24 protein-coding genes are annotated in these 17,974 nt (G+C 66.9%); 14 read left to right on the top strand and 10 right to left on the bottom strand.

Going from position 1 to position 17,974, the window contains the following annotated elements; all coding sequences use genetic code 11:
• The first annotated feature begins 23 nt into the window (after positions 1-23).
• From urtB to H0264_RS07820, 6 genes are all read left to right on the top strand, one after another.
• A complete protein-coding gene (urtB, locus tag H0264_RS07845; protein ID WP_181583349.1) occupies positions 24-908 on the top strand; it encodes an urea ABC transporter permease subunit UrtB in 885 nt (294 codons plus the stop codon).
• Positions 905-2,047, top strand: a complete 1,143-nt coding sequence (urtC, locus tag H0264_RS07840) for an urea ABC transporter permease subunit UrtC (RefSeq protein ID WP_181583348.1) — start codon at positions 905-907, stop codon at positions 2,045-2,047. Before urtB ends, urtC begins: the two co-directional genes overlap by 4 nt.
• A complete protein-coding gene (gene urtD / locus H0264_RS07835) occupies positions 2,044-2,847 on the top strand; it encodes an urea ABC transporter ATP-binding protein UrtD (protein ID WP_181583347.1) in 804 nt (267 codons plus the stop codon). Before urtC ends, urtD begins: the two co-directional genes overlap by 4 nt.
• Positions 2,840-3,532 carry an urea ABC transporter ATP-binding subunit UrtE gene (gene urtE / locus H0264_RS07830; protein WP_181583346.1) on the top strand — a complete coding sequence of 231 codons (693 nt, stop codon included), beginning with the start codon at positions 2,840-2,842 and terminating at the stop codon, positions 3,530-3,532. Before urtD ends, urtE begins: the two co-directional genes overlap by 8 nt.
• 14 nt (positions 3,533-3,546) lie before the next feature.
• Complete coding sequence (locus H0264_RS07825; protein ID WP_181583345.1) at positions 3,547-4,227, top strand: GntR family transcriptional regulator; 681 nt, start codon at positions 3,547-3,549, stop codon at positions 4,225-4,227.
• A gap of 73 nt (positions 4,228-4,300) precedes the next feature.
• The gene (locus tag H0264_RS07820; protein ID WP_181585359.1) at positions 4,301-4,831 is read left to right on the top strand and encodes a carboxymuconolactone decarboxylase family protein; all 531 of its coding nucleotides are present in this window, start codon (positions 4,301-4,303) and stop codon (positions 4,829-4,831) included.
• A gap of 10 nt (positions 4,832-4,841) precedes the next feature.
• Here the strand turns inward: H0264_RS07820 and H0264_RS07815 are convergent, their stop codons facing one another.
• Both H0264_RS07815 and H0264_RS07810 read right to left on the bottom strand, forming a co-directional pair.
• Positions 4,842-5,486, bottom strand: a complete 645-nt coding sequence (locus H0264_RS07815; protein ID WP_181583344.1) for a GNAT family N-acetyltransferase — start codon at positions 5,484-5,486, stop codon at positions 4,842-4,844.
• Positions 5,487-5,510: 24 nt separating this feature from the next.
• Positions 5,511-6,131 (bottom strand): hypothetical protein, encoded by a 621-nt coding sequence (locus tag H0264_RS07810; RefSeq protein WP_181583343.1) that lies wholly within the window; start codon positions 6,129-6,131, stop codon positions 5,511-5,513.
• 124 nt (positions 6,132-6,255) lie between these two features.
• On the opposite strand from H0264_RS07810, the gene H0264_RS07805 reads away from it, so the two are divergent.
• From H0264_RS07805 to H0264_RS07795, 3 genes are all read left to right on the top strand, one after another.
• On the top strand, positions 6,256-6,633 hold the full coding sequence (locus H0264_RS07805) for a VOC family protein (RefSeq protein ID WP_181583342.1): 378 nt from the start codon (positions 6,256-6,258) through the stop codon (positions 6,631-6,633).
• 119 nt (positions 6,634-6,752) lie between these two features.
• Positions 6,753-7,112 carry a YciI family protein gene (locus tag H0264_RS07800; protein ID WP_181583341.1) on the top strand — a complete coding sequence of 120 codons (360 nt, stop codon included), beginning with the start codon at positions 6,753-6,755 and terminating at the stop codon, positions 7,110-7,112.
• 7 nt (positions 7,113-7,119) lie between these two features.
• Positions 7,120-8,403, top strand: coding sequence for an RNA polymerase sigma factor (locus H0264_RS07795; protein ID WP_244976130.1), 1,284 nt, complete (start codon positions 7,120-7,122; stop codon positions 8,401-8,403).
• A 151-nt stretch (positions 8,404-8,554) separates the two neighbouring features.
• On the opposite strand, the gene H0264_RS07790 is transcribed toward H0264_RS07795, so the two are convergent.
• Positions 8,555-9,769, bottom strand: coding sequence for a helix-turn-helix domain-containing protein (locus H0264_RS07790; protein ID WP_181583339.1), 1,215 nt, complete (start codon positions 9,767-9,769; stop codon positions 8,555-8,557).
• Between the two features lie 188 nt (positions 9,770-9,957).
• Here H0264_RS07790 and H0264_RS07785 point away from each other — a divergent pair, with 188 nt between their 5' ends.
• On the top strand, positions 9,958-10,134 hold the full coding sequence (locus tag H0264_RS07785) for a hypothetical protein (protein ID WP_181583338.1): 177 nt from the start codon (positions 9,958-9,960) through the stop codon (positions 10,132-10,134).
• Positions 10,135-10,136: 2 nt separating this feature from the next.
• A complete protein-coding gene (locus H0264_RS07780) occupies positions 10,137-10,478 on the top strand; it encodes a hypothetical protein (RefSeq protein ID WP_181583337.1) in 342 nt (113 codons plus the stop codon).
• Positions 10,479-10,561: 83 nt separating this feature from the next.
• Here H0264_RS07780 and H0264_RS07775 read toward each other — a convergent pair whose 3' ends face one another.
• A complete protein-coding gene (locus H0264_RS07775) occupies positions 10,562-11,410 on the bottom strand; it encodes an SDR family oxidoreductase (RefSeq protein WP_181583336.1) in 849 nt (282 codons plus the stop codon).
• Positions 11,411-11,521: 111 nt separating this feature from the next.
• Here H0264_RS07775 and H0264_RS07770 point away from each other — a divergent pair, with 111 nt between their 5' ends.
• Together H0264_RS07770 and H0264_RS07765 are read left to right on the top strand one after the other, a co-directional pair.
• A complete protein-coding gene (locus H0264_RS07770) occupies positions 11,522-11,965 on the top strand; it encodes a winged helix-turn-helix transcriptional regulator (RefSeq protein WP_181583335.1) in 444 nt (147 codons plus the stop codon).
• Between the two features lie 67 nt (positions 11,966-12,032).
• The gene (locus H0264_RS07765; RefSeq protein WP_181583334.1) at positions 12,033-12,509 is read left to right on the top strand and encodes a nucleoside deaminase; all 477 of its coding nucleotides are present in this window, start codon (positions 12,033-12,035) and stop codon (positions 12,507-12,509) included.
• Here the strand turns inward: H0264_RS07765 and H0264_RS07760 are convergent.
• The 6 genes from H0264_RS07760 to H0264_RS07735 form a co-directional block, all read right to left on the bottom strand.
• The gene (locus H0264_RS07760) at positions 12,496-13,545 is read right to left on the bottom strand and encodes a YncE family protein (protein WP_181583333.1); all 1,050 of its coding nucleotides are present in this window, start codon (positions 13,543-13,545) and stop codon (positions 12,496-12,498) included. The genes H0264_RS07765 and H0264_RS07760 overlap by 14 nt on opposite strands.
• Before the next feature lie 53 nt (positions 13,546-13,598).
• Positions 13,599-14,009, bottom strand: coding sequence for a hypothetical protein (locus tag H0264_RS07755; protein ID WP_181583332.1), 411 nt, complete (start codon positions 14,007-14,009; stop codon positions 13,599-13,601).
• Positions 14,006-15,169: a YncE family protein gene (locus H0264_RS07750; RefSeq protein WP_181583331.1), complete on the bottom strand. Its 1,164-nt coding sequence runs from the start codon at positions 15,167-15,169 to the stop codon at positions 14,006-14,008. The genes H0264_RS07755 and H0264_RS07750 overlap by 4 nt, the downstream gene beginning before the upstream one ends.
• An 81-nt stretch (positions 15,170-15,250) precedes the next feature.
• Positions 15,251-16,654 (bottom strand): dihydrolipoyl dehydrogenase, encoded by a 1,404-nt coding sequence (lpdA, locus tag H0264_RS07745; RefSeq protein WP_181583330.1) that lies wholly within the window; start codon positions 16,652-16,654, stop codon positions 15,251-15,253.
• Between the two features lie 59 nt (positions 16,655-16,713).
• Entirely contained in the window at positions 16,714-17,019 is a 306-nt protein-coding gene (locus H0264_RS07740) for a nuclear transport factor 2-like protein (protein ID WP_181583329.1), read from the bottom strand.
• Between the two features lie 56 nt (positions 17,020-17,075).
• Positions 17,076-17,546, bottom strand: a complete 471-nt coding sequence (locus tag H0264_RS07735) for a MarR family winged helix-turn-helix transcriptional regulator (protein WP_181583328.1) — start codon at positions 17,544-17,546, stop codon at positions 17,076-17,078.
• 92 nt (positions 17,547-17,638) lie between these two features.
• Between H0264_RS07735 and H0264_RS07730 the strand changes: the two genes are divergently transcribed.
• Positions 17,639-17,968: a rhodanese-like domain-containing protein gene (locus H0264_RS07730; RefSeq protein ID WP_181583327.1), complete on the top strand. Its 330-nt coding sequence runs from the start codon at positions 17,639-17,641 to the stop codon at positions 17,966-17,968.
• Positions 17,969-17,974: the final 6 nt, after the last annotated feature.

Genomic DNA, 17,974 nt, shown 5'->3' with positions numbered 1-17,974 from the left:
ACATCTAGACAGAGGTATTCACAATGGAAGTCGCTGTCGGACAGCTCTTCACGGGTTTGAGCCTCGGCTCGATCCTGCTGCTCGCCGCGCTCGGCCTGGCGCTGACCTTCGGCCAGATGGGCGTGGTCAATATGGCGCACGGCGAATTCATCATGGCCGGTTGCTACACCACCTTCGTGGTCCAGCAGCTGGTTTCGTCCACCGGCGCGGCCCTGATCATCTCGCTGTTCGCCGGATTCGTCGTCGGCGGGCTGCTGGGCGCGGCACTCGAGGCCGGGCTCATCCGCTGGATGTACGACCGGCCGCTGGACACCCTGCTGGTCACCTTCGGCGTCGGCCTGGTGCTGCAGCAGGCCACCCGCGACATCTTCGACGCGCAGGCCAAGCAGGTCGACATTCCGCAGTGGCTGACCGGCGGCCTGGAGATCGCCGGGACCGTCGTGCCCAAGACCCGCATCTTCATCATGGTGCTGGCCGTGGCCGCGGTGGCGGCGCTGGCCGTGGCGCTCAAGGCCACACCCATGGGCCGGCGCATCCGGGCCGTGGTGCAGAACCGCAGCCTGGCCGAAACCTCCGGCATCTCTTCGCGTTTCACCGATCTGAGCACCTTCTTCATCGGCTCCGGCCTGGCCGCCGTGGCCGGGGTGGCGCTCACCCTGATCGGTTCCACCAGCCCGACCATCGGGCAGAGCTATCTGGTCGACGCCTTCCTTGTCGTCGTCATCGGCGGACTGGGTCAGATCAAGGGCACGGTCATCGCGGCCTTCGGGATGGGCCTGCTGAATTCGTTCGTCGAGTATTCGACCACCGCATCGGTCGCCAAGGTGATCGTCTTCGTGGTGATCGTGATCTTCCTGCAGGTACGCCCGCAGGGCCTGTTCACCGTCCGCACCCGGAGTCTGGCATGAGCATCATCCAGCGTTTGAACGCCAATTCCTCCTTGAAAGCCCTGGGCGGCTTCGCGATTGCCGCCGTCCTGCTGTTCGGCATCGCACCCGCGGTGCTCAGCGATTTCCGGCTCAGCCTGCTGGCCAAGTTCCTGTGTTTCGCCATCGTGGCCGTCGGCATCGGCCTGGCCTGGGGGCGCGGCGGCATGCTCACCCTCGGACAGGGCGTGTTCTTCGGGCTCGGCGCCTACATCATGGCCATGCACATGCAGATGGCCGACGCCGCCAAGGCCGGTGACGATGTCCCGGAATTCATGGTCATCTCGGGAATCGACGAATTGCCGTCCTACTGGCAGCCTTTCGAGTCTCCGCTGGTGGCGGTCCTCGGCATTCTGCTCCTGCCCGGCCTGCTGGCGCTGGTCCTCGGTTTCGGCGTGTTCAAGCGCCGGGTCAAGGGCGCGTACTTCGCCATCCTGAGCCAGGCGCTGGCGGCGGCGCTGGCGATCCTGCTCACCGGGCAGCAGAGCATCGGCGGCTTCACCGGGCTCAGCGACTTCAAGACCTTCTTCGGCTACCGCCTGGATGATCCGGTGAACCGGCGCATGCTGTTCTTCTTCGCGGCGGGCGCGCTGCTCGCGGTGGTGGCCATCGCACGGCAGCTCATGCACAGCCGGTACGGCGAACTCCTTGTCGCCGTGCGTGATCAGGAGGAGCGGGTGCGCTTCCTCGGATACGACCCGGCCAATATCAAGATCGTCGCCTATGTGGTGGCGGCCTTCTTCGCCGGAATCGCGGGAGCGCTGTTCACGCCGATCGTGGGGATCATCTCGCCCGCGGACATCGGGGTGGTGCCGTCCATCGCCTTCCTGATCGGGGTCGCCATCGGCGGGCGCACCACACTGCTGGGCCCGGTTCTGGGCGCGGTCGGGGTGGCGTGGGCGCAGACCAGCTTCTCGGAGACCTTCCCGTCCGGGTGGGTGTACTTCCAGGGCGCGCTGTTCATCGTCGTGGTCGGCTTCATTCCCGCCGGGCTGGCCGGATTCGGGCCGCTGGCAAAGCAAGTGCTGGAGCGCGCCCGGCCCGCGAAGACCGTGACCCCGACGCCGGTGACGGAAGCCGCGGCCGAAGTGATCGAACCGGAGAAAGTGGAAGCACGATGAGCGAGGAATATCTCGAAATCCGCGGCCTCTCGGTGAGTTTCGACGGATTCAAGGCCGTCGCCGACGTGGATCTCACTGTGCTGCAAGGGGATCTGCGCTTCCTGATCGGACCCAACGGCGCGGGCAAGACCACGCTGATCGATGCGATCACCGGACTGGTCCCGGCCACCGGCTCGGCCCAGAAGTCCGGCAGTGAGCTGATCGGCAAGAAGGTGCACCAGATCGCCCGGCTGGGAGTCGGCCGGACCTTCCAGACCGCGAGTGTTTTCGAGCAGCTGACGGTCCTGCAGAACCTGGATATCGCCGCCGGCGCCGGACGGTCCGCACTCACCCTGCTACGCAAACGCAAGTCGGTGCTGCCCGCCATCGAGGAAGCCCTCGAGACCATCGGCCTGACCGCCCTGCGCGACAAGCCCGCGGGGATCCTCGCGCACGGTCAGAAGCAGTGGCTGGAGATCGGCATGCTGCTGGTGCAGAACGCCTCGGTGCTGCTGCTCGACGAACCCGTCGCCGGCATGAGCGCCGAGGAACGCGAAGAAACCGGAAACCTGTTGCGGCGCATCGGCGACAAGCGGGTGGTGGTCGTGGTCGAACACGATATGGACTTCATGCGCGCCTTCGCGAACTCGGTCACCGTGCTCGCCGGCGGCCGGGTGCTCAGCGAGGGCACGGTCGAACAGGTGCAGGCCGACCCGAAGGTGCAGGAGGTGTACCTCGGCACCGCGGCAGCGGGCGAATTGCCCCCGAGCACCGAGGAAGTCGCGAGCGGCACGGACCTGAAGGAGCCCGCCGATGCTTGAAATCACCGATCTGCACACGGGTTACGGACGCACCGAGGTCATTCACGGTGTCTCCCTCACGGTTCCGGACGACGGGGTGGCCGCCATCATGGGCCACAACGGCGCGGGCAAGACCTCGCTGCTGCGCGCGGCCGTGGGACTGCTGCCCGCCAAATCCGGCCGGATCACCTTCGACGGCAGCGATATCACCAAGCACTCGCCATCCAAACGGGTCAAGCACGGCATCGCGTATGTCCCGCAGGGTCAGCAGTCCTTCCAGCAGCTGTCCACCTTGGAGAACCTGCAGGTGGTAGCGGATGGGCGCAAACGCGGCAAGGAGTTGATCGCCGAGGCGCTCGACCTCTTCCCGGCGCTGCGAGACCTGCTGTCCCGCAAGGCGGGCCTGCTCTCCGGCGGCCAGCGCCAGCAGCTGGCCATTGCCCGCGCGCTCATCACCGAACCGAAGCTGCTCATTCTCGACGAACCGACCGAGGGCATCCAGCCGTCGGTGGTCGCCGAGATCGAGCGCACCATCATCGAACTCACCGCGCGCGGTGGTTTGAGCGTGCTGCTGGTCGAACAGCACATCGGTTTCGCGCTGCAGGCCGCCCAGCAGTACTACGTGCTGCGCTCGGGCCGGATCACCTCCGCCGGGGCGGGCGGTGCGGGCGCCGAATCCGATGTCCGGCTGGCCATGGCCATCTGACCGGGCGAACCGATATGGCGCGCAGGGGGCGTATCCCGTTGTCGGAACGGGTGTATCGGTCACTCCGAGGGGATCTCGCGGCGGGGGTGCTGGTGCCCACCGAACGGCTCGGCGAGGAGCGTCTCGCCGAAACCTACGGCGTGTCACGCACTCCCGTCCGCGAGGCCCTGGCGCGCCTGCTCGCCGACGGCCTCGTCGAACGGCATCCCGACGGCTTCTACCCCTACCGGCCGCGAGTGGAGGAGCTCGCCGATCTGTACGAGCTCCGAATCCTGCTGGAAGCGAGGGGAATACAGCGGCGGCACGCACACGATCCGGAACCGGTCCGGCGTGAACTCGCGACCTGGCGGGACCTGCGCGACCATCCGCCCGAACCGGGCGCCGCCCTCATCGCCGCCGACGAGCGCTTCCACACCGCGCTGCTGGCCGCCTCCGGCAATGCCGCGCTGGCCGACGCCCTCGACACCGTGCACGCCCGGGTGCGGCCGCTGCGCGCCCTGGACCTGCCCACCACCGACCGTGTCGCGAGCATGACCGACGAGCACATAGCCATTGCCGAACACCTGCTCGCCGGTGATCCCGACAAGGCGCTCGACGCCCTGGTCGCGCACATCACCACCTCCCGCGATCACGTGCTCGCCCGCGCCGAACACGCCCTGCGCCTCACCAGAATGGCGCGCGCCCTGCGCGATTGACCCGGCCGACTGTCTCTGACAGTAGGGGCTGGCAGTGACTGAGACGGGCTGTTAGCGTGGCCCCATGGTGTCGATGGAGCCACGCATAACACCCGGTCGCCTGCGCGAACTCGGCCCGGTGAACTGGATTGTCTGGCAGGTCCTTTCGCGGGCCGCAGGCACGGACGACGCACATCTGTTCAGCACTCTGGGACAGGCCAGGGGCCTGTTCCGCGGCTGGCTGCACTTCTCCGGACGGCTCATGCCCGGCGGCACCCTGCGCCGCTACGAAACCGAGCTCGCCATCCTGCGCGTCGCCCACCTGCGCAGCTGCGAATACGAGATGGACCATCACATCCGGCTCGGCAAACGCGCGGGCGTCACGCCAGAGATCCTGGACCGGGTGCGCGTCGGCCCGTCCGCCCCCGGCTGGACGCCCAAGGAACAGGCTCTCCTCACCGCCGTGGACGAGCTCGTCACCACCCGCGACCTGTCCGACACCACCTGGCAGGCGCTGGCCGCCCACTACAGTCAGCCCAAACTCATCGAAATCGTGCTGCTGGTCAACCAATACGAGGGCCTCGCCAGCACCATCACCGCACTGCGCATCCAGCTCGACCACTGAGCGGCACCCGTCAGCCGCGGAATTCCCGCCGGAAGGGCAGCGTCGGCGCGGACGCGAACTCCAGGTTCTCGTCCTCGTCACCCGCGACCCGGGCATGCAGGTGCATATCGTGCCAGCCGTCCTCGTGCAGCCCGGCGCTGCGGTTCACGGCCTCCAGCAGGAACCCGGATTTGATTGCCACCCGGCACGATTGCGGATTGTGCACCGAGTGGCGTAGCTCCAGCCGATGGAATCCGGCCTGCTGGAACGCCCACTCGGTGAGCGCGTTGACCGCACGCGGCGCGACACCCCGGCCGCGCGCCGCCGGCACCACCCAGTAGGCCACCGCCGCCAGCCCCTGCGTCGGCACCATGTGCTGCAGCGACACCCGGCCCACGATCCGGCCCGAACGACTGTCGGCCACAGCCCAATTGGCGTCCACCCCGCGACTCCAGGTGTGCGCCCACGCCTGCACCCACTCGTCGACCTCGTCCTCGGTGTCGGCGGTGCGCACATGCCAGCGCCGGATGGCCGGGTCCTGGAACGCGGCGTACACCTCGGGGGCGTCGCGGCGCAGCCACGGCCGCAACACCAGCCGGTCGCCCGCCGGGATCACCGGCTGCGCCGACCGCGTGAAGAGCTCAGTGGCAACGATTGCCGGGGTGGATCGCGGCATAGCTGAAATTCTGCTCCTGCGAAGTCATCGCCGCCCGAGAATTCCGGTCGGCCGCAATCGGATCTGCAGCCGGGCGGTGTCTTCCCACTGGCTGAAGCGGATCTGCAGCACCTCGAAGGTGCCGCGCACGCCGATGGACGGCCACTCCGCGGGGTCGGCGGGCAGGTGGGCGCGGTCCACGAACCCGGGGATCGGGATGCCGATATCGACGAGGATCCCGGTCTGCCCGGGACCCCAGGGCAGGGCTTCCACGGTGCCCGTCACCCGTGAGCCCTCCGGTAGCGGGCCGCCGTCGCAGGGCGTGAAGTTGCGCTGCACCACCGCGTGGTTCCAGGCGCGCTCGAATTCGTCGCCCGTGACGTCGTCGGCATCGGCGGGTGGTTCGGACTCGGCCGCGGGGATTCCGCGTAATGCCTCGTAGACCCAGGCTCCGCTATCCCCGAATCGGGAACGCACACTGATGAATTCGGCGGTCGAGGCGGCGACGGCCGCGGCGCCGGGATAGTCGCTGTGCTGCGGCTTCAGCTGTTCGGGCAGCGGATCCGGTGCGGCGCTGTCGAATTCGATGCGGCGCAGCACCGCTCCCTCATCGGACAGCTCCAGCCAATGCTGGATGCCACCCCCCTGGAAACGCACCCACCGCACCGACACAAGGCTACCCGGCAACCGCGCTCCGGGCGTGACGACCGTCACGATGCAACCGATCGGGAATTTCCGTACAAAGTATAGCGTACAACGTATAGAGATATCCGGCACCGCAGGAGGACCCATGAAAATCACCGCTTCCGCCCTGTCCCTCAACGTCGCCGACCCGGCCGCCTCGGCGAAGTTCCTCATCGACCACTTCGGCTTCGCCGAGCAGATGTCAGCCGACGGCTTCGTCTCCCTGGCCCGCGAGGACGCCGGATTCAACGTCATCTACCTGCGCACGGGCCTGCCCACCTTCAAACCCGAACGCATCGCGGGCCCCGCCGGCCAGGGCTTGCTCGTGGTCTTCGTCGTCGAGGACATCGACACCGAATACGAACGCGTCCAGCAGGAAGGAGCGCCGATCGTGACCCCCATCGAAACCGAGCCCTGGGGTGAGCGCTACTTCCAGACCGTCGACCCCAACGGCGTGATCATCCAGCTCGTACAGTGGGTCTGACATGAGAACGACGACCGCCGGAAAAATTCTCCGGCGGTCGTGTCGATTCCCGGTCCACCCGATCGAGGAGTAGTCGAGGGCCGGACAGCGGCCCGCGAATTCGACCGAAAGGAAGACCGATGCGACACATGGTGCTGATCCGCCTCGACCCCACCACGATTCCCGAGGGCGGCCCCGACGCGGACATGGTCTCGGAGATCACCGCCCTGCTCGAGGAGATGACCAAGGCCGGCGTCCTGCTCGACACCAACGGCCTGCGCCCCATCGAGGAGGCCACCCGCCTCCGGCAGCGACCCGACGGTTCAGCGGCCGTCGTCGACGGGCCGTTCACCGAGACCAAGGAGATCATCGGCGGATACCTGCTGCTGCAGACCCGATCCACCGAGGAGGCCACGGAATGGTCGAGCCGCTTCCTGCGCCTGCACGATCCGTCCTGGGATGTGGAACTCGAGCTCCGGCAACTCGACCACCAGGACTGATCCGGACGTGAATCCGCCGCGGTCACACGAGGATTCGGCACGCCGGGCCGTCGAAGCGGCCTGGCGCATCGAGTGGCCGCGGCTGGTCGCCGGATTGACCCGGCTCACCGGCGATATCGGCGCGGCCGAGGAACTGGCGCAGGACGCGCACGTCGCCGCGCTGGAACAGTGGCCACGCGACGGCGTCCCGCCCAATCCGGGCGGCTGGCTCATGCTCACCGCCAAACACCGTGCGGTGGACCGGATTCGGCGCGACGCCACCTTCGCCCGCAAACTGCCGCTGCTCGGACACCAACTGCTGATCGACGACGAGACGGCGACGGTGGAGACGGGCGCGGACGAGATCGAAGACGATCTCCTGCGCATGATCTTCACCGCGTGCCACCCCGTACTGAGTCCCGCCGCACGGGCGGCACTCACCCTGCGCATGGTGGGCGGCCTGACCACCCCCGAGATCGCCCGCGCCTACCTCGTCGCGGAATCGACGGTGGCGCAACGCATCGTCCGTGCCAAACGCACCATCGCCGCCAAGCGGATCCCCTACGAGGTGCCGCACGGCCCGGAATTGACCGAACGCCTGGACTCGGTGCTGGAGGTCATCTACCTGATTTTCAACGAGGGGTATTCCGCGACCTCCGGCGACCGGTGGGCGCGCGACGAACTATGCGAAGACGCACTGCGATTGGCGCGCATTCTGGCAGCGCTGCTCCCGGATCAGGCCGAAGCGCACGGCCTCGCTGCGCTGCTGGAATTACAGGCGTCCCGCCTTTCCGCCCGCACCGACACCGGCAATTCCCTTGTCCTGCTGCCAGATCAGGACCGCACCCGCTGGAACCGCCTCTACATCCGCCGCGGCTACGCCGCGCTGGCGCGAGCACACTCGGTGGCCCGCGCCCAGGGTCATCCACCCGGCCGCTACACCCTGCAAGCCGCCATCGCCGCCGCACACGCCATGGCCCCGACCGCCGCCGACACCGACTGGCGCCGCATAGCCGGCCTGTACGCCGTACTGGCCCAACGCTTCCCGTCCCCGATCGTGGACCTGAACCGCGCCGTAGCCGTCGCCATGGTGCACGGCCCCGCCGCCGGCCTCGACCTCGCCGACGCCGTAACCGCCACCGGCGAACTCACGAATTACCACCTGCTGCACGCGGTACGAGGCGACCTCCTGTCCCGCCTGCACCGCTACGACGAAGCCCGCGACGCCTTCCAGCGCGCCGCCGACCTCACCGCCAACACCACCGAGCAATCACTCCTGCGCACCCGCGCCGCCGAGCAATCCCGCGATTAATGCGCCCTCGCCGCTCCTGCAGCCCTATTGCGACAACCATTGCGGCACCCTGATAGGCGAAAGGGCACGCGCCGCGTTCTCATGTTGCTCTCGGCCGCCCACGGAAACGATAGCGGCACAACGCATCACGGTCAGATGGTCGGGGCCGAGGTCACCCGTCGAGACCGAGTGCCGACGCGAGCCGCTCGGCTTCGGCCCGCACCGTTGCGCCGCCGTTCTCGACCAAGTCGGGCACCGCCGTTTGCGCGAACAGCGAGAAACCGAGCGTGTCGGGCGATTCGCCATTCGCCTTGGTCAGCATGGCCACCGTTGCCAGCGCTTCATCGCGCATGAAGTGAGCTCGCGCGGTTTCGGCCATGTGGAAGCTGCGTCGTGTGGCCGAGGGCATCTTGCTCAGGTCGACCTTCGCGGCCTGGCGGATCGCATACCCACTGTGCATGAGGTCGGCCTGAATGGTGATCATGTAAGCGTCGACCATGGAGCGGCCGAACATGAGCCACGGGTGAACGTAGTTGTCGCCCAGCGCTTTAACGGCTCGGTCGGCCTCATCCCAGTATCGCAGTGCGTCACCCTCTCGACCGACCTTCGCGTATGACAGCGCCATGGCCAGCCGCAGCACGCCCCAGAACGCAAGGTCGTCGCCGCCCTTGTCGGGGCTGAGAAGTCCGGATATCTGCCGGGCCAGTTCGACGCGAGCCTCGTGTTCTTCGCCTGCGTCGCGGTAGACGTGGTTCACGTACCACGCGGCGGCAGCCATCGCGTACGGGTTGTCAGCATCCTGCGCGGCGGTCATCGCGCGATCACCGGATAGCAGCACGAGCGCGGCGGGCGGCTGGAACGACAAATACAACTGCGTGAGGTGATATACCTGCGCCAGCATGACGAGCGCCTTCCGGCGATCCGTACCGTCCAGCTGCCGAACCGCAACGCGCGTGTCGCGCAACAGATCCGGCAAGACGGTCGCGATGGCCGAACGCTGGCGAGCCGCGCCATGCCACAACGCCCAGGCTTGTTGCGTACGCGCTGCGATAGCCCGCGGCGACAGGTCGGCGTCTTCGTTACTCGGCTCGGTCGGGTACGACGCAAGCGCCTCAGTGATTTTCGGCAGCGCCGGATGCACTGCCTTGCCGTACGCCGAACGCTGCAATGGCTGCGGGCCGGTCAGCTGCGTCAGATCGCGCACCTCGAGGATCTCCGCAAGCCGGATGAGCATCGGCACACGAGGCATTTTGAGCCTGCCCGTTTCGAGCCCCTTGACCCAACCTGCCGAACGGCCGGCCAGATCCCCCAGTACAGGACGGGTCATGCCTCGCTGCGTGCGAAGGCGCTGGAGCCGTTGTCCGAATTCGTTGTCATCGAGAACCATGATGTCTCCGAGCCAACCAGGGGTGCCCCTGCAGTAGGGGCACAGTTTGTGCCCCTCTGCCATTGTGGCACGGGCCACTGTCTAGGGGCATCCGTTGGCGGCCGAACCTCATTCGTAAACCCGGCGTCTCGATCCACAGCCGCGTCGGATGCATTCCACCCATTCCAGGGGAGTTGGAGGCGCTCGACGTGGAAATCATCCTCGCGATCACACTCGCCGCACTGGTGATCGTCATCGCACTGTCCGTATCCAACCACTCGCCGACGCCCGCGCGTCACCATCGCGGGCGCAGCGTCGCCGAGATCACGGCCAGGTTGGCGGCCGAGGAGCGGCCAACCTACGTCATCGCCGGTCGGAGGTGCTGACGATGCTCGGAATCTGTACCGCCATCGGCTATCTGCGCGCGGACGTCTCCGGGCAGCGCAAGGAATGGGACGAGCATCAAAACCGGAGCTTGGCAGCACGTCTCGGCTACACCGTCGCGAAAACCGTTGTATTCAACGAGAACACCGACGATCCCATTCGCAGGCTGATCAACGTCGTGCTGCGGGTCGGCGCGGAGGCGGTGGTGGTGCCCGGTATCGCCCACTTCGGGGGCAGGATCCCCGAGGAGCTGGTTCGGGTGGTGGATGTGATCACCGTCGAACCACAACGGACATATGCCCGCTGGAGCGCCGGGCAGCTCCCGGACGAGATGCGGTCGCGATGAACCGTGTCCGCGCGTGGCCGCCGCTGCTTCGCATCCGGCCGGACACGAACCGGCGGCAGCCGGCGACGCCGGTTCCGCGCAGGTCAGTTGAGCGCTGCGCGGAACACCTCCACGGCCGGGGTCGCGGGACGGCCCAGCAGCTTCTGCAGGTGACCGCTGGTCACGTCGAGGATGCCGCCGGCGATGCCGTTGTCGGCGTCGGCCAGGGCCTGCGCATAGCCGGACGGCAGACCGGCCTGCTCCAGGGCGGCGGCATAGTCGGCCTGCGGCAGGTTCTCGTAGCGGACCGGCTTGCCGGCGGCCTCCGAAACGGCCTGCGCCAGTTCGGCATAGGTGAGGCGCTCGTCACCGCCCAGTTCGTACACCTGCCCGGCGTGGCCGTCGGTGGTCAGCACCTTGGCGGCGGCCTCGGCGTAGTCGGCGCGTGCCGCGCCCGCCACCCGACCGGTTCCGGCCGCGCCGTGCAGCACGCCGGATTCGACGGCGTGCGGCAGGCCGCCGAGGTAGTTCTCCCAGTACCAGCTGTTGCGCAGCAGCACATTCGGGACGGACGACTCGGCCAGTACCGCCTCGGTGCCGCGGTGCTCCTGGGCCAGGATGAGCTCATTGCGCTCGGCATTCGGGATGCTGGTGTAAGCGAGGAGCTCGACGCCCGCGCGCTCGGCCGCCCGAATCACATTGGTGTGCTGGGCAACCCGCTGACCGAACTCGGTGCCGGACACCAGCAGCACCCGATCGACACCCGCGAAGGCGCGATCCAGGGCCTCCGGATCGTCGTAGCTCGCCTGCCGCACCTGCACGCCCCGCTCCGCGAGATCGGCCACCTTGGCGGGGTCACGCACGACCGCCACCACGTCGGCCCCCTCCCGCAACAGCGCCTCGACGGCGAGACGGCCGAACTGTCCGCTGGCTCCGGTAACCGCGACGGTCATGACTTCCTCCAGGTAGGTAAGGGAATGAACTGCATCTTCGGTATGTACTAACTATTAGTTAGTACCATCCATTCCCGCACCACTGCAACAAGGACGGATACCCTGGAAGTCATGAGCACGCGGCACTCCTCCCTCGAAGTCCCGGGCCCCGACCCGGCCGACGACCCCGAGGCCCTCGCCGCCGACAGTGCCGACCCCACCCTCGAGGCCGACGTCTTCGCCCGCAACTGCCTGTCCCGCCCGGTCCTCGGCAATGTCGCGAGCCGCTGGGGCGTCCTCGCCCTGGTCGCCCTCCGCGAAGGCCCCTACCGCTTCAGCGCCCTGCGCCGCCGCGTCGACGGCATCAGCGAACGCATGCTCTCCCAAACCCTGCAGGCCCTGGAACGCGACGGCATGATCCACCGCGAAGTCCAGACCTCCATCCCCCCGCACGTCGAATACACCCTCACCGACCTCGGCGCCCAGGTCGCCTACCACCTGCACGACCTCATCGACGTGCTCGAATCCAATATCGGCAAGATCCGCGCCGCCCAAGAGTCCTACCACCGGGACTGACCCAACTCTTCGGGGCTTCTCAGGGGCTTCGCCTCCGAACCCCCTCGAGATCGCCGAAGGAGGACCCGTGACCGACACAACCGACCTGCGGTACCTGGAGCGCTGCATCGAATTGGCAAGCGAGGCACTGGATGCGGGCGACGAGCCGTTCGGGTCCATCCTGGTGGCAGCGGACGGAACGGTACTCGCGGAGGATCGCAATCGCGTGGCGGGCGGCGACCACACCCGCCATCCCGAGTTCGAGTTGGCCCGCTGGGCCGCAGCGCATCTCGCCCCCGAAGACCGCGCGAAGGCCACGGTCTACACCTCCGGCGAACACTGCCCCATGTGCTCGGCCGCACACGCCTGGGTCGGCCTCGGCCCCATCGTCTATGCCGCCTCGACCATCCAGCTCACCGCCTGGCTCACAGAGTTCGGCGTCGCCCCGGGACCAGTGAATCCGCTGCCGATCCAGCAGATTGCCCCGAATATCGCTGTGGCAGGCCCGTTCCCGGAACTGACCGATCGCGTGTACGCCCTGCACCGCCGGTTCAACGGGAGATGACGGAGACCTCACCCGCGCCGTATACGTACAGGGTGTGCGTATCCGGGTCCACGGCGACCGCCTCGGGACTGCGGATATTCACGGTGCCGGTCACCGCTCCGGTCCTCGTGTCGATCACGGCAACCGTGTCGGCGGCAGGACACGTGGCGTAGAGGGTGTGTGCCGAACTGTCCATGGTCTGCACCATCGAGGGATCAGTGCAGCCTGGCCGATCGATGGACCGGACGGCCGAGGTGTCGACCTCGATCAGATCGAGCTCTTTCCATCGCCAGTATCCGGTGAACAACGTCCGACCCGCGCGATCGAAGGAGATGTCCGAAGCCCAGTGCGGAACCGGTGTTTCCGCAACCTTGGCCAGGGTGGCCAGATCGATCACATCGATTCTCTTGGCAGCGGTCGCGACATAGGCACGCTGCCGGTCGGCATCCAGCACGAACCCGCTGGCATAGTCGCCGAACGGTACCGGAGTGCCTGCCGCGACGTCACCCGGAGCTATCACTGTCAGCGTGCTGGGCTCCTCCGACGACACATCCATGGCGAGGCAGTTCCGCACACAATTCAAAACGTAAGCGGTATGGGTGTTCTCGTCGACCTCGACCTGCCAGGAGTTCTTCCCCGTGGGAATAGTGGCGGTGATGGTCTTGGCGTTGGTGTCGACAACGGTGACGGTCCCCGATTCCAGCTGTTCGTAACCGCCGGGACTGGATACGGCGTAGAGGGTGTGCGCAGCCGAATCCACCGCGATGTCACGCGGCACAGCCGGAAGCGGAATGGACGCGATGACCGTCTCGGTAGCGAGATCCACAATCGAGAGCACGGCATTCTCCCTGCCCCCGGTGCCCGTCTGCGCGGGAACACTGTCCACGGCGTACAGGGTCCGTGTTCGAGAATCCAGCACCATCAGTCCGCTGCCCCGCTCCGCGTCCCCGATCGAAATCGTGGTGCGGCCGACGCTGCCACCCGCGCCCCCGGTCGTGGCCGAAACACCGGTCCCGGTTGCGGATTCACCGTCCGCACTTCCACACGCCGTGCTCACGCCCGCAACCACCGCGAGAGCCAACCCCACTGCCGGCCGCACTCGCGAACCACTCAGCGCCAACAAAATTGGTGTTCCTTCTCAATCGGAAAATACAGCTCATGCAGGGGATCGAGACGCACCCGCACCCCATCGGGCTCCCAGATCGCCGCACTGATCACCGGCGGGACGTCACCATTGTCGATCTCGAAGAGATGACCGAAATCCATTGGCTGACAACCCACATATACTTTGTAACTCACGTGCCGCCGGAACAGCCCGCTCCGATACTCGATGATCCCGACAGTGTTCACGTCATAGGTGACGGTGGATTCGGCGGGGCGCGAGATCCGCTGGTGATCGATCACTTTCACGGTGACGTCATCCACGAAGTAAAGGACCGACCCGATCAGCAGCGTGGCCAGGCAGCCCGCCAGCGCACTCAGCAGGAACCGCGAAACCGGCCCGAGACCAGTGGCTTTCACTTCGCCCCTCCCCGAGGAACGACGGTGACCACGCCGTTGCCGTAGACGTAGAGGGTGTGGTTGTTCGGGTCCACCGCGAGGCTGGAGGCATCGGCGACCTGCACTGTGTCCGTCACCGCGCCTGTCTCGGTATCGAATGCGGTGACCGTCCCCTTCCCATCACAGGAGATGTAGAGGGTGTGCGCCGCGCCGTCCAGTGCGTGATTGTCGAAATCGTAAGGAGTGCAATACTGTTCATGGTTCACCCCACCACGGTCGAGCTGTCTGCTGGTCGTCGCGTCGACGTCGACCAAGGTGAGCTCCGGCCATCGCCAGCTGCTCGTGAAGGCGGTTCTGGTCGCGCGGTCGAAGCGGATCTCGGAGGCGTAGGAGTTCGGCAACGGCAGCGGAATCGAGGCGGCGACGGCGCTCGTGGCCAGATCGAATACGTCGACCCGCGCATGACCGTTCACGATGTAAGCGCGGTTGGTGTCCGTGTCCAGGGCGAAGTCGGTGGCGAAGTCACCGAACGGGATCGGCGGGTTCACCGTGGTTGCGCCCGACGGGAGCACCGACAGCGTGCTCGGTCGATCGGCGCTCGGGTCATCGATGCAGTTGCGGACGCAGTTGAGAATGTAGGCGGTGTGGCTCTTTTCGTCGACGGCGACCTTCCACGCATTCTGGCCGGTAGGAATGGTGGCGGTGATCTTCCTGGCCGCGACGTCCACGACGATGACGGCTCCCGCATCGGGATTGTCGTATTCGCCAGTGACCGCGTAGAGGGTGCGGGTGCCGGGATCCAGTGCGATATCACGTGGAAGATCGGGCAGCGCAATGGTTCCGGCAACCTTGTTCGCGGTCAGATCCACGATCGACACCACTGCGCCCTTGGCTTTGCGGCCCTCGAAAACCGTGTCCAGGACGTACAGCGTGTGCGCGGCCGGATCCAGGATGAGGCCCCAGTTCCCCGGCCCGCGATAGCCGACCGGAATCGTTGTGCGGCCGCCGTTTTCGGTCACGGCCGACGCTCCGCCTCCGGTGGTCGAATCGACGGGATCGTCATACTTCCCGCGCGCGAAGTTCACGGCGGCGGCCGCGGCCGCCACCGCGAGCACGATGCCCGCCACCAGCCACAGCCCGCGTCGCCGCCGTGCAGGTGTCGGAGTATCGGTTTCCGGCATGATGAACTCCCCCAGATAGCCCGAAAACGGCCCGGCACCAGGCGGTTTCGCCGGTGTCGGGCCGTCCGTGGGGCCAGGCTATCAGAAGTTGATCATGTGGCCGGCGAGGCCGTGGATCGCTTCCTGCAAGGCTTCCGACAGGGTCGGGTGGGTGTGGACGTTGCGGGCCAGCTCGTTGACCGTGAGGTCCCACTTCTGGGCGAGGGTCAGCTCGGGCAGCAGCTCCGAGACGTCGGGGCCGATGAGGTGGCCGCCGATGAGTTCGCCGTACTTGGCGTCGGAGATGAGCTTGACGAAGCCGTTCGGGTCGCCGAGGCCGTGGGCCTTGCCGTTGGCGGTGAACGGGAAGGTGGCGACCTTCACGTCGTAGCCTTCGGCGCGGGCCTGCTCCTCGGTGAGGCCGAAGGAGGCGACCTGCGGCTGACAGAAGGTGGCGCGCGGCATCATGCGGTAGTCGCCCAGGGCGAGGGTCTCCGCACCGGCGATGGTCTCCGCGGCGACGACGCCCATGGCCTCGGCCACGTGCGCGAGCTGCAGCTTGGCGGTGACGTCACCGATGGCGTAGATGCCGTCGACATTGGTCTTCATGTAGTCGTCGATGGCGATGGCACCGCGATCGGTCAGCTGCACGCCCGTGTTCTCCAGGCCGTAGCCCTCCACGCGCGGCGCGAAACCGACGGCCTGCAGCACCTTGTCGACGGTGACCGTCTCGATGGCGCCGGACTTGTTGTCCTTGATGGCGACGGTGACCTTGGAGCCGTCGTCGTCGATGGACTGCACGGCCGCACCGGTGGTGATGGTGATGCCGAGCTTCTTGTACGCCTTGGTGATCTCCTTGGAGACATCGGCGTCCTCGTTCGGCAGCGCGCGATCCAGGAACTCGACGATGCGGACGTCCACACCGTAGTTCTTGAGCACGTAACCGAACTCCATGCCGATCGCGCCCGCGCCGACGATGAGGATCGAGCCCGGCAGGTCACGGGTGAGGATCTGCTCCTCGTAGGTCACCACATTGGCCGACAGCGAGGTGCCCGGCAGCAGCTTGGTGACGGTGCCGGTCGCGATGATCACGTTGTCGAACGTGATGTTCTCGCTGCCGCCCTTGGTCAGCTCGACCGACAGCGACTTGGGACCGGTGAAGGTGCCCTTGCCGTCGAACTCGTCGATCTTGTTCTTCTTCATCAGGAAGTGGACGCCCTTGACGCGGCCGTCCGCCACCTTGCGGCTGCGGTCGAACGCCGCACCGAAGTCGAAGCTCGCCTGCCCGGAAATACCGAACGTCTTGGCTTCCTTGGTGAAAATATGGGCCAATTCCGCGTTACGCAGCAGCGCCTTGGACGGAATGCACCCGACGTTCAGGCACACGCCACCCCAGTATTTCTGCTCGACGATCGCTGTTCGCAGGCCGAGTTGAGCGGCACGGATCGCGGCGACGTAACCGCCGGGACCAGCGCCGAGAACGACGACATCGTAGTGGGAAGTCACGGCTTCGAGACTAGCCCCGTTTCGGATCACGCACGCAGCCATCCCCCCGCTCGGTGAGATCAGGCCTGACCGGTCTCGAATCGGCTGATCAGACCGTCCCGCACGGTGAACCGCCAGGCGGTGCGCATGGACCCCCAGCGATCATTGGAGTAGTCGGCGACGAATTCGGTGGGACTGCCCACGGACTCGACCTTCATGTGCCCGTTGGTGGCGAAGATTTCCGAGTCGGTCCACTGGGCGAGATTTCGTTCCGCCCCGTCGTCGGACATGCTGGCGTCGGCGGTGAGCGTCTCGAAGAAGGCGTCCACATCGTGGGAGTTCACCGCGTCCACGAACTTCTGGACGGTGCGATCGAGTTGAGTCATCCGATTTCCCTCTCGATTCCGATGGAGCTGAGCAGGGTGGAACAACCGGATCGAGTCTAGCGGCGGCGCAGGTCCGTGCCGAGGTCCGTGGGGCCGAGCAGCTTGTGCAGCGCGGTGGCGAGCGCGTCGAGTTCTTCCGGTTCCAGGCGTGCGCCCAGACGGCGTTCGATGCCGTCGATATAGCGCGGCGCGGCTTCCCGGAACCGTTCGCGCCCCTGCGCGGTGATGGCGACGAACGCGGATCGCCCGTCATCCGGATTGGCGTCGCGGCGCACCAGCCCGTGCGCCTCGAGTTCGGTGACGAGCCGGCTCACCCGGGTGCGGCTGAGCACCACCCGCTCCCCCAGATCGCTCATGCGCAGCCGGTCCACGCCGTCGAGTTCGAGCAGCACGTCGTACCAGTTCAGCGGCAGCCCAACGGTTCTGCGCAATTCCGCGTCGAGCTCCGGGACGAGGGTGGCATGTACCCGCAGCAGCGCGGACCACGCTCCGGCGGCGGGACGACTCGGGGACTTCTTCGACGGCACGGCCCCAGCTTAGCGGGTTGCGTGCGCGCGCACATAAGTAGTAGCGTGCACACGCACACAAATTCGTGTGTTCTGGAGATTGCGAGGAACCCATGACCGCACTCATCACCCGCGAAGAACTGGCGAAGGAGATCGCCGCCGGCACCGTCACCGTGCTCGACACCCTCGGCGGCCAGTACTACGCCAAGGCCCACCTGCCCGGCGCCCTCGAACTCGTCGAGGACGATGTGGAAACCAAAGCGGCGCAACTGCTTCCGGACCGGTCGGCGGCGATCGTGACCTACTGCTCGAACGCCGCCTGCGGCAACAGCCAGGTCGTGGCGAGCAAGCTCGAGGCGCTCGGCTACACCAATGTCCGCAAGTACCGCGACGGCATCCAGGACTGGTCGGAGGCCGGCCTGGAGATCGTCACCGGAGGCTGATCGGTC

The organism is Nocardia huaxiensis, assembly GCF_013744875.1.
Taxonomy (GTDB): domain Bacteria; phylum Actinomycetota; class Actinomycetes; order Mycobacteriales; family Mycobacteriaceae; genus Nocardia; species Nocardia huaxiensis.
The sequence above is the reverse complement of the archived record's forward strand: the minus strand, read 5'-3'. Positions and strand labels throughout refer to the sequence as shown.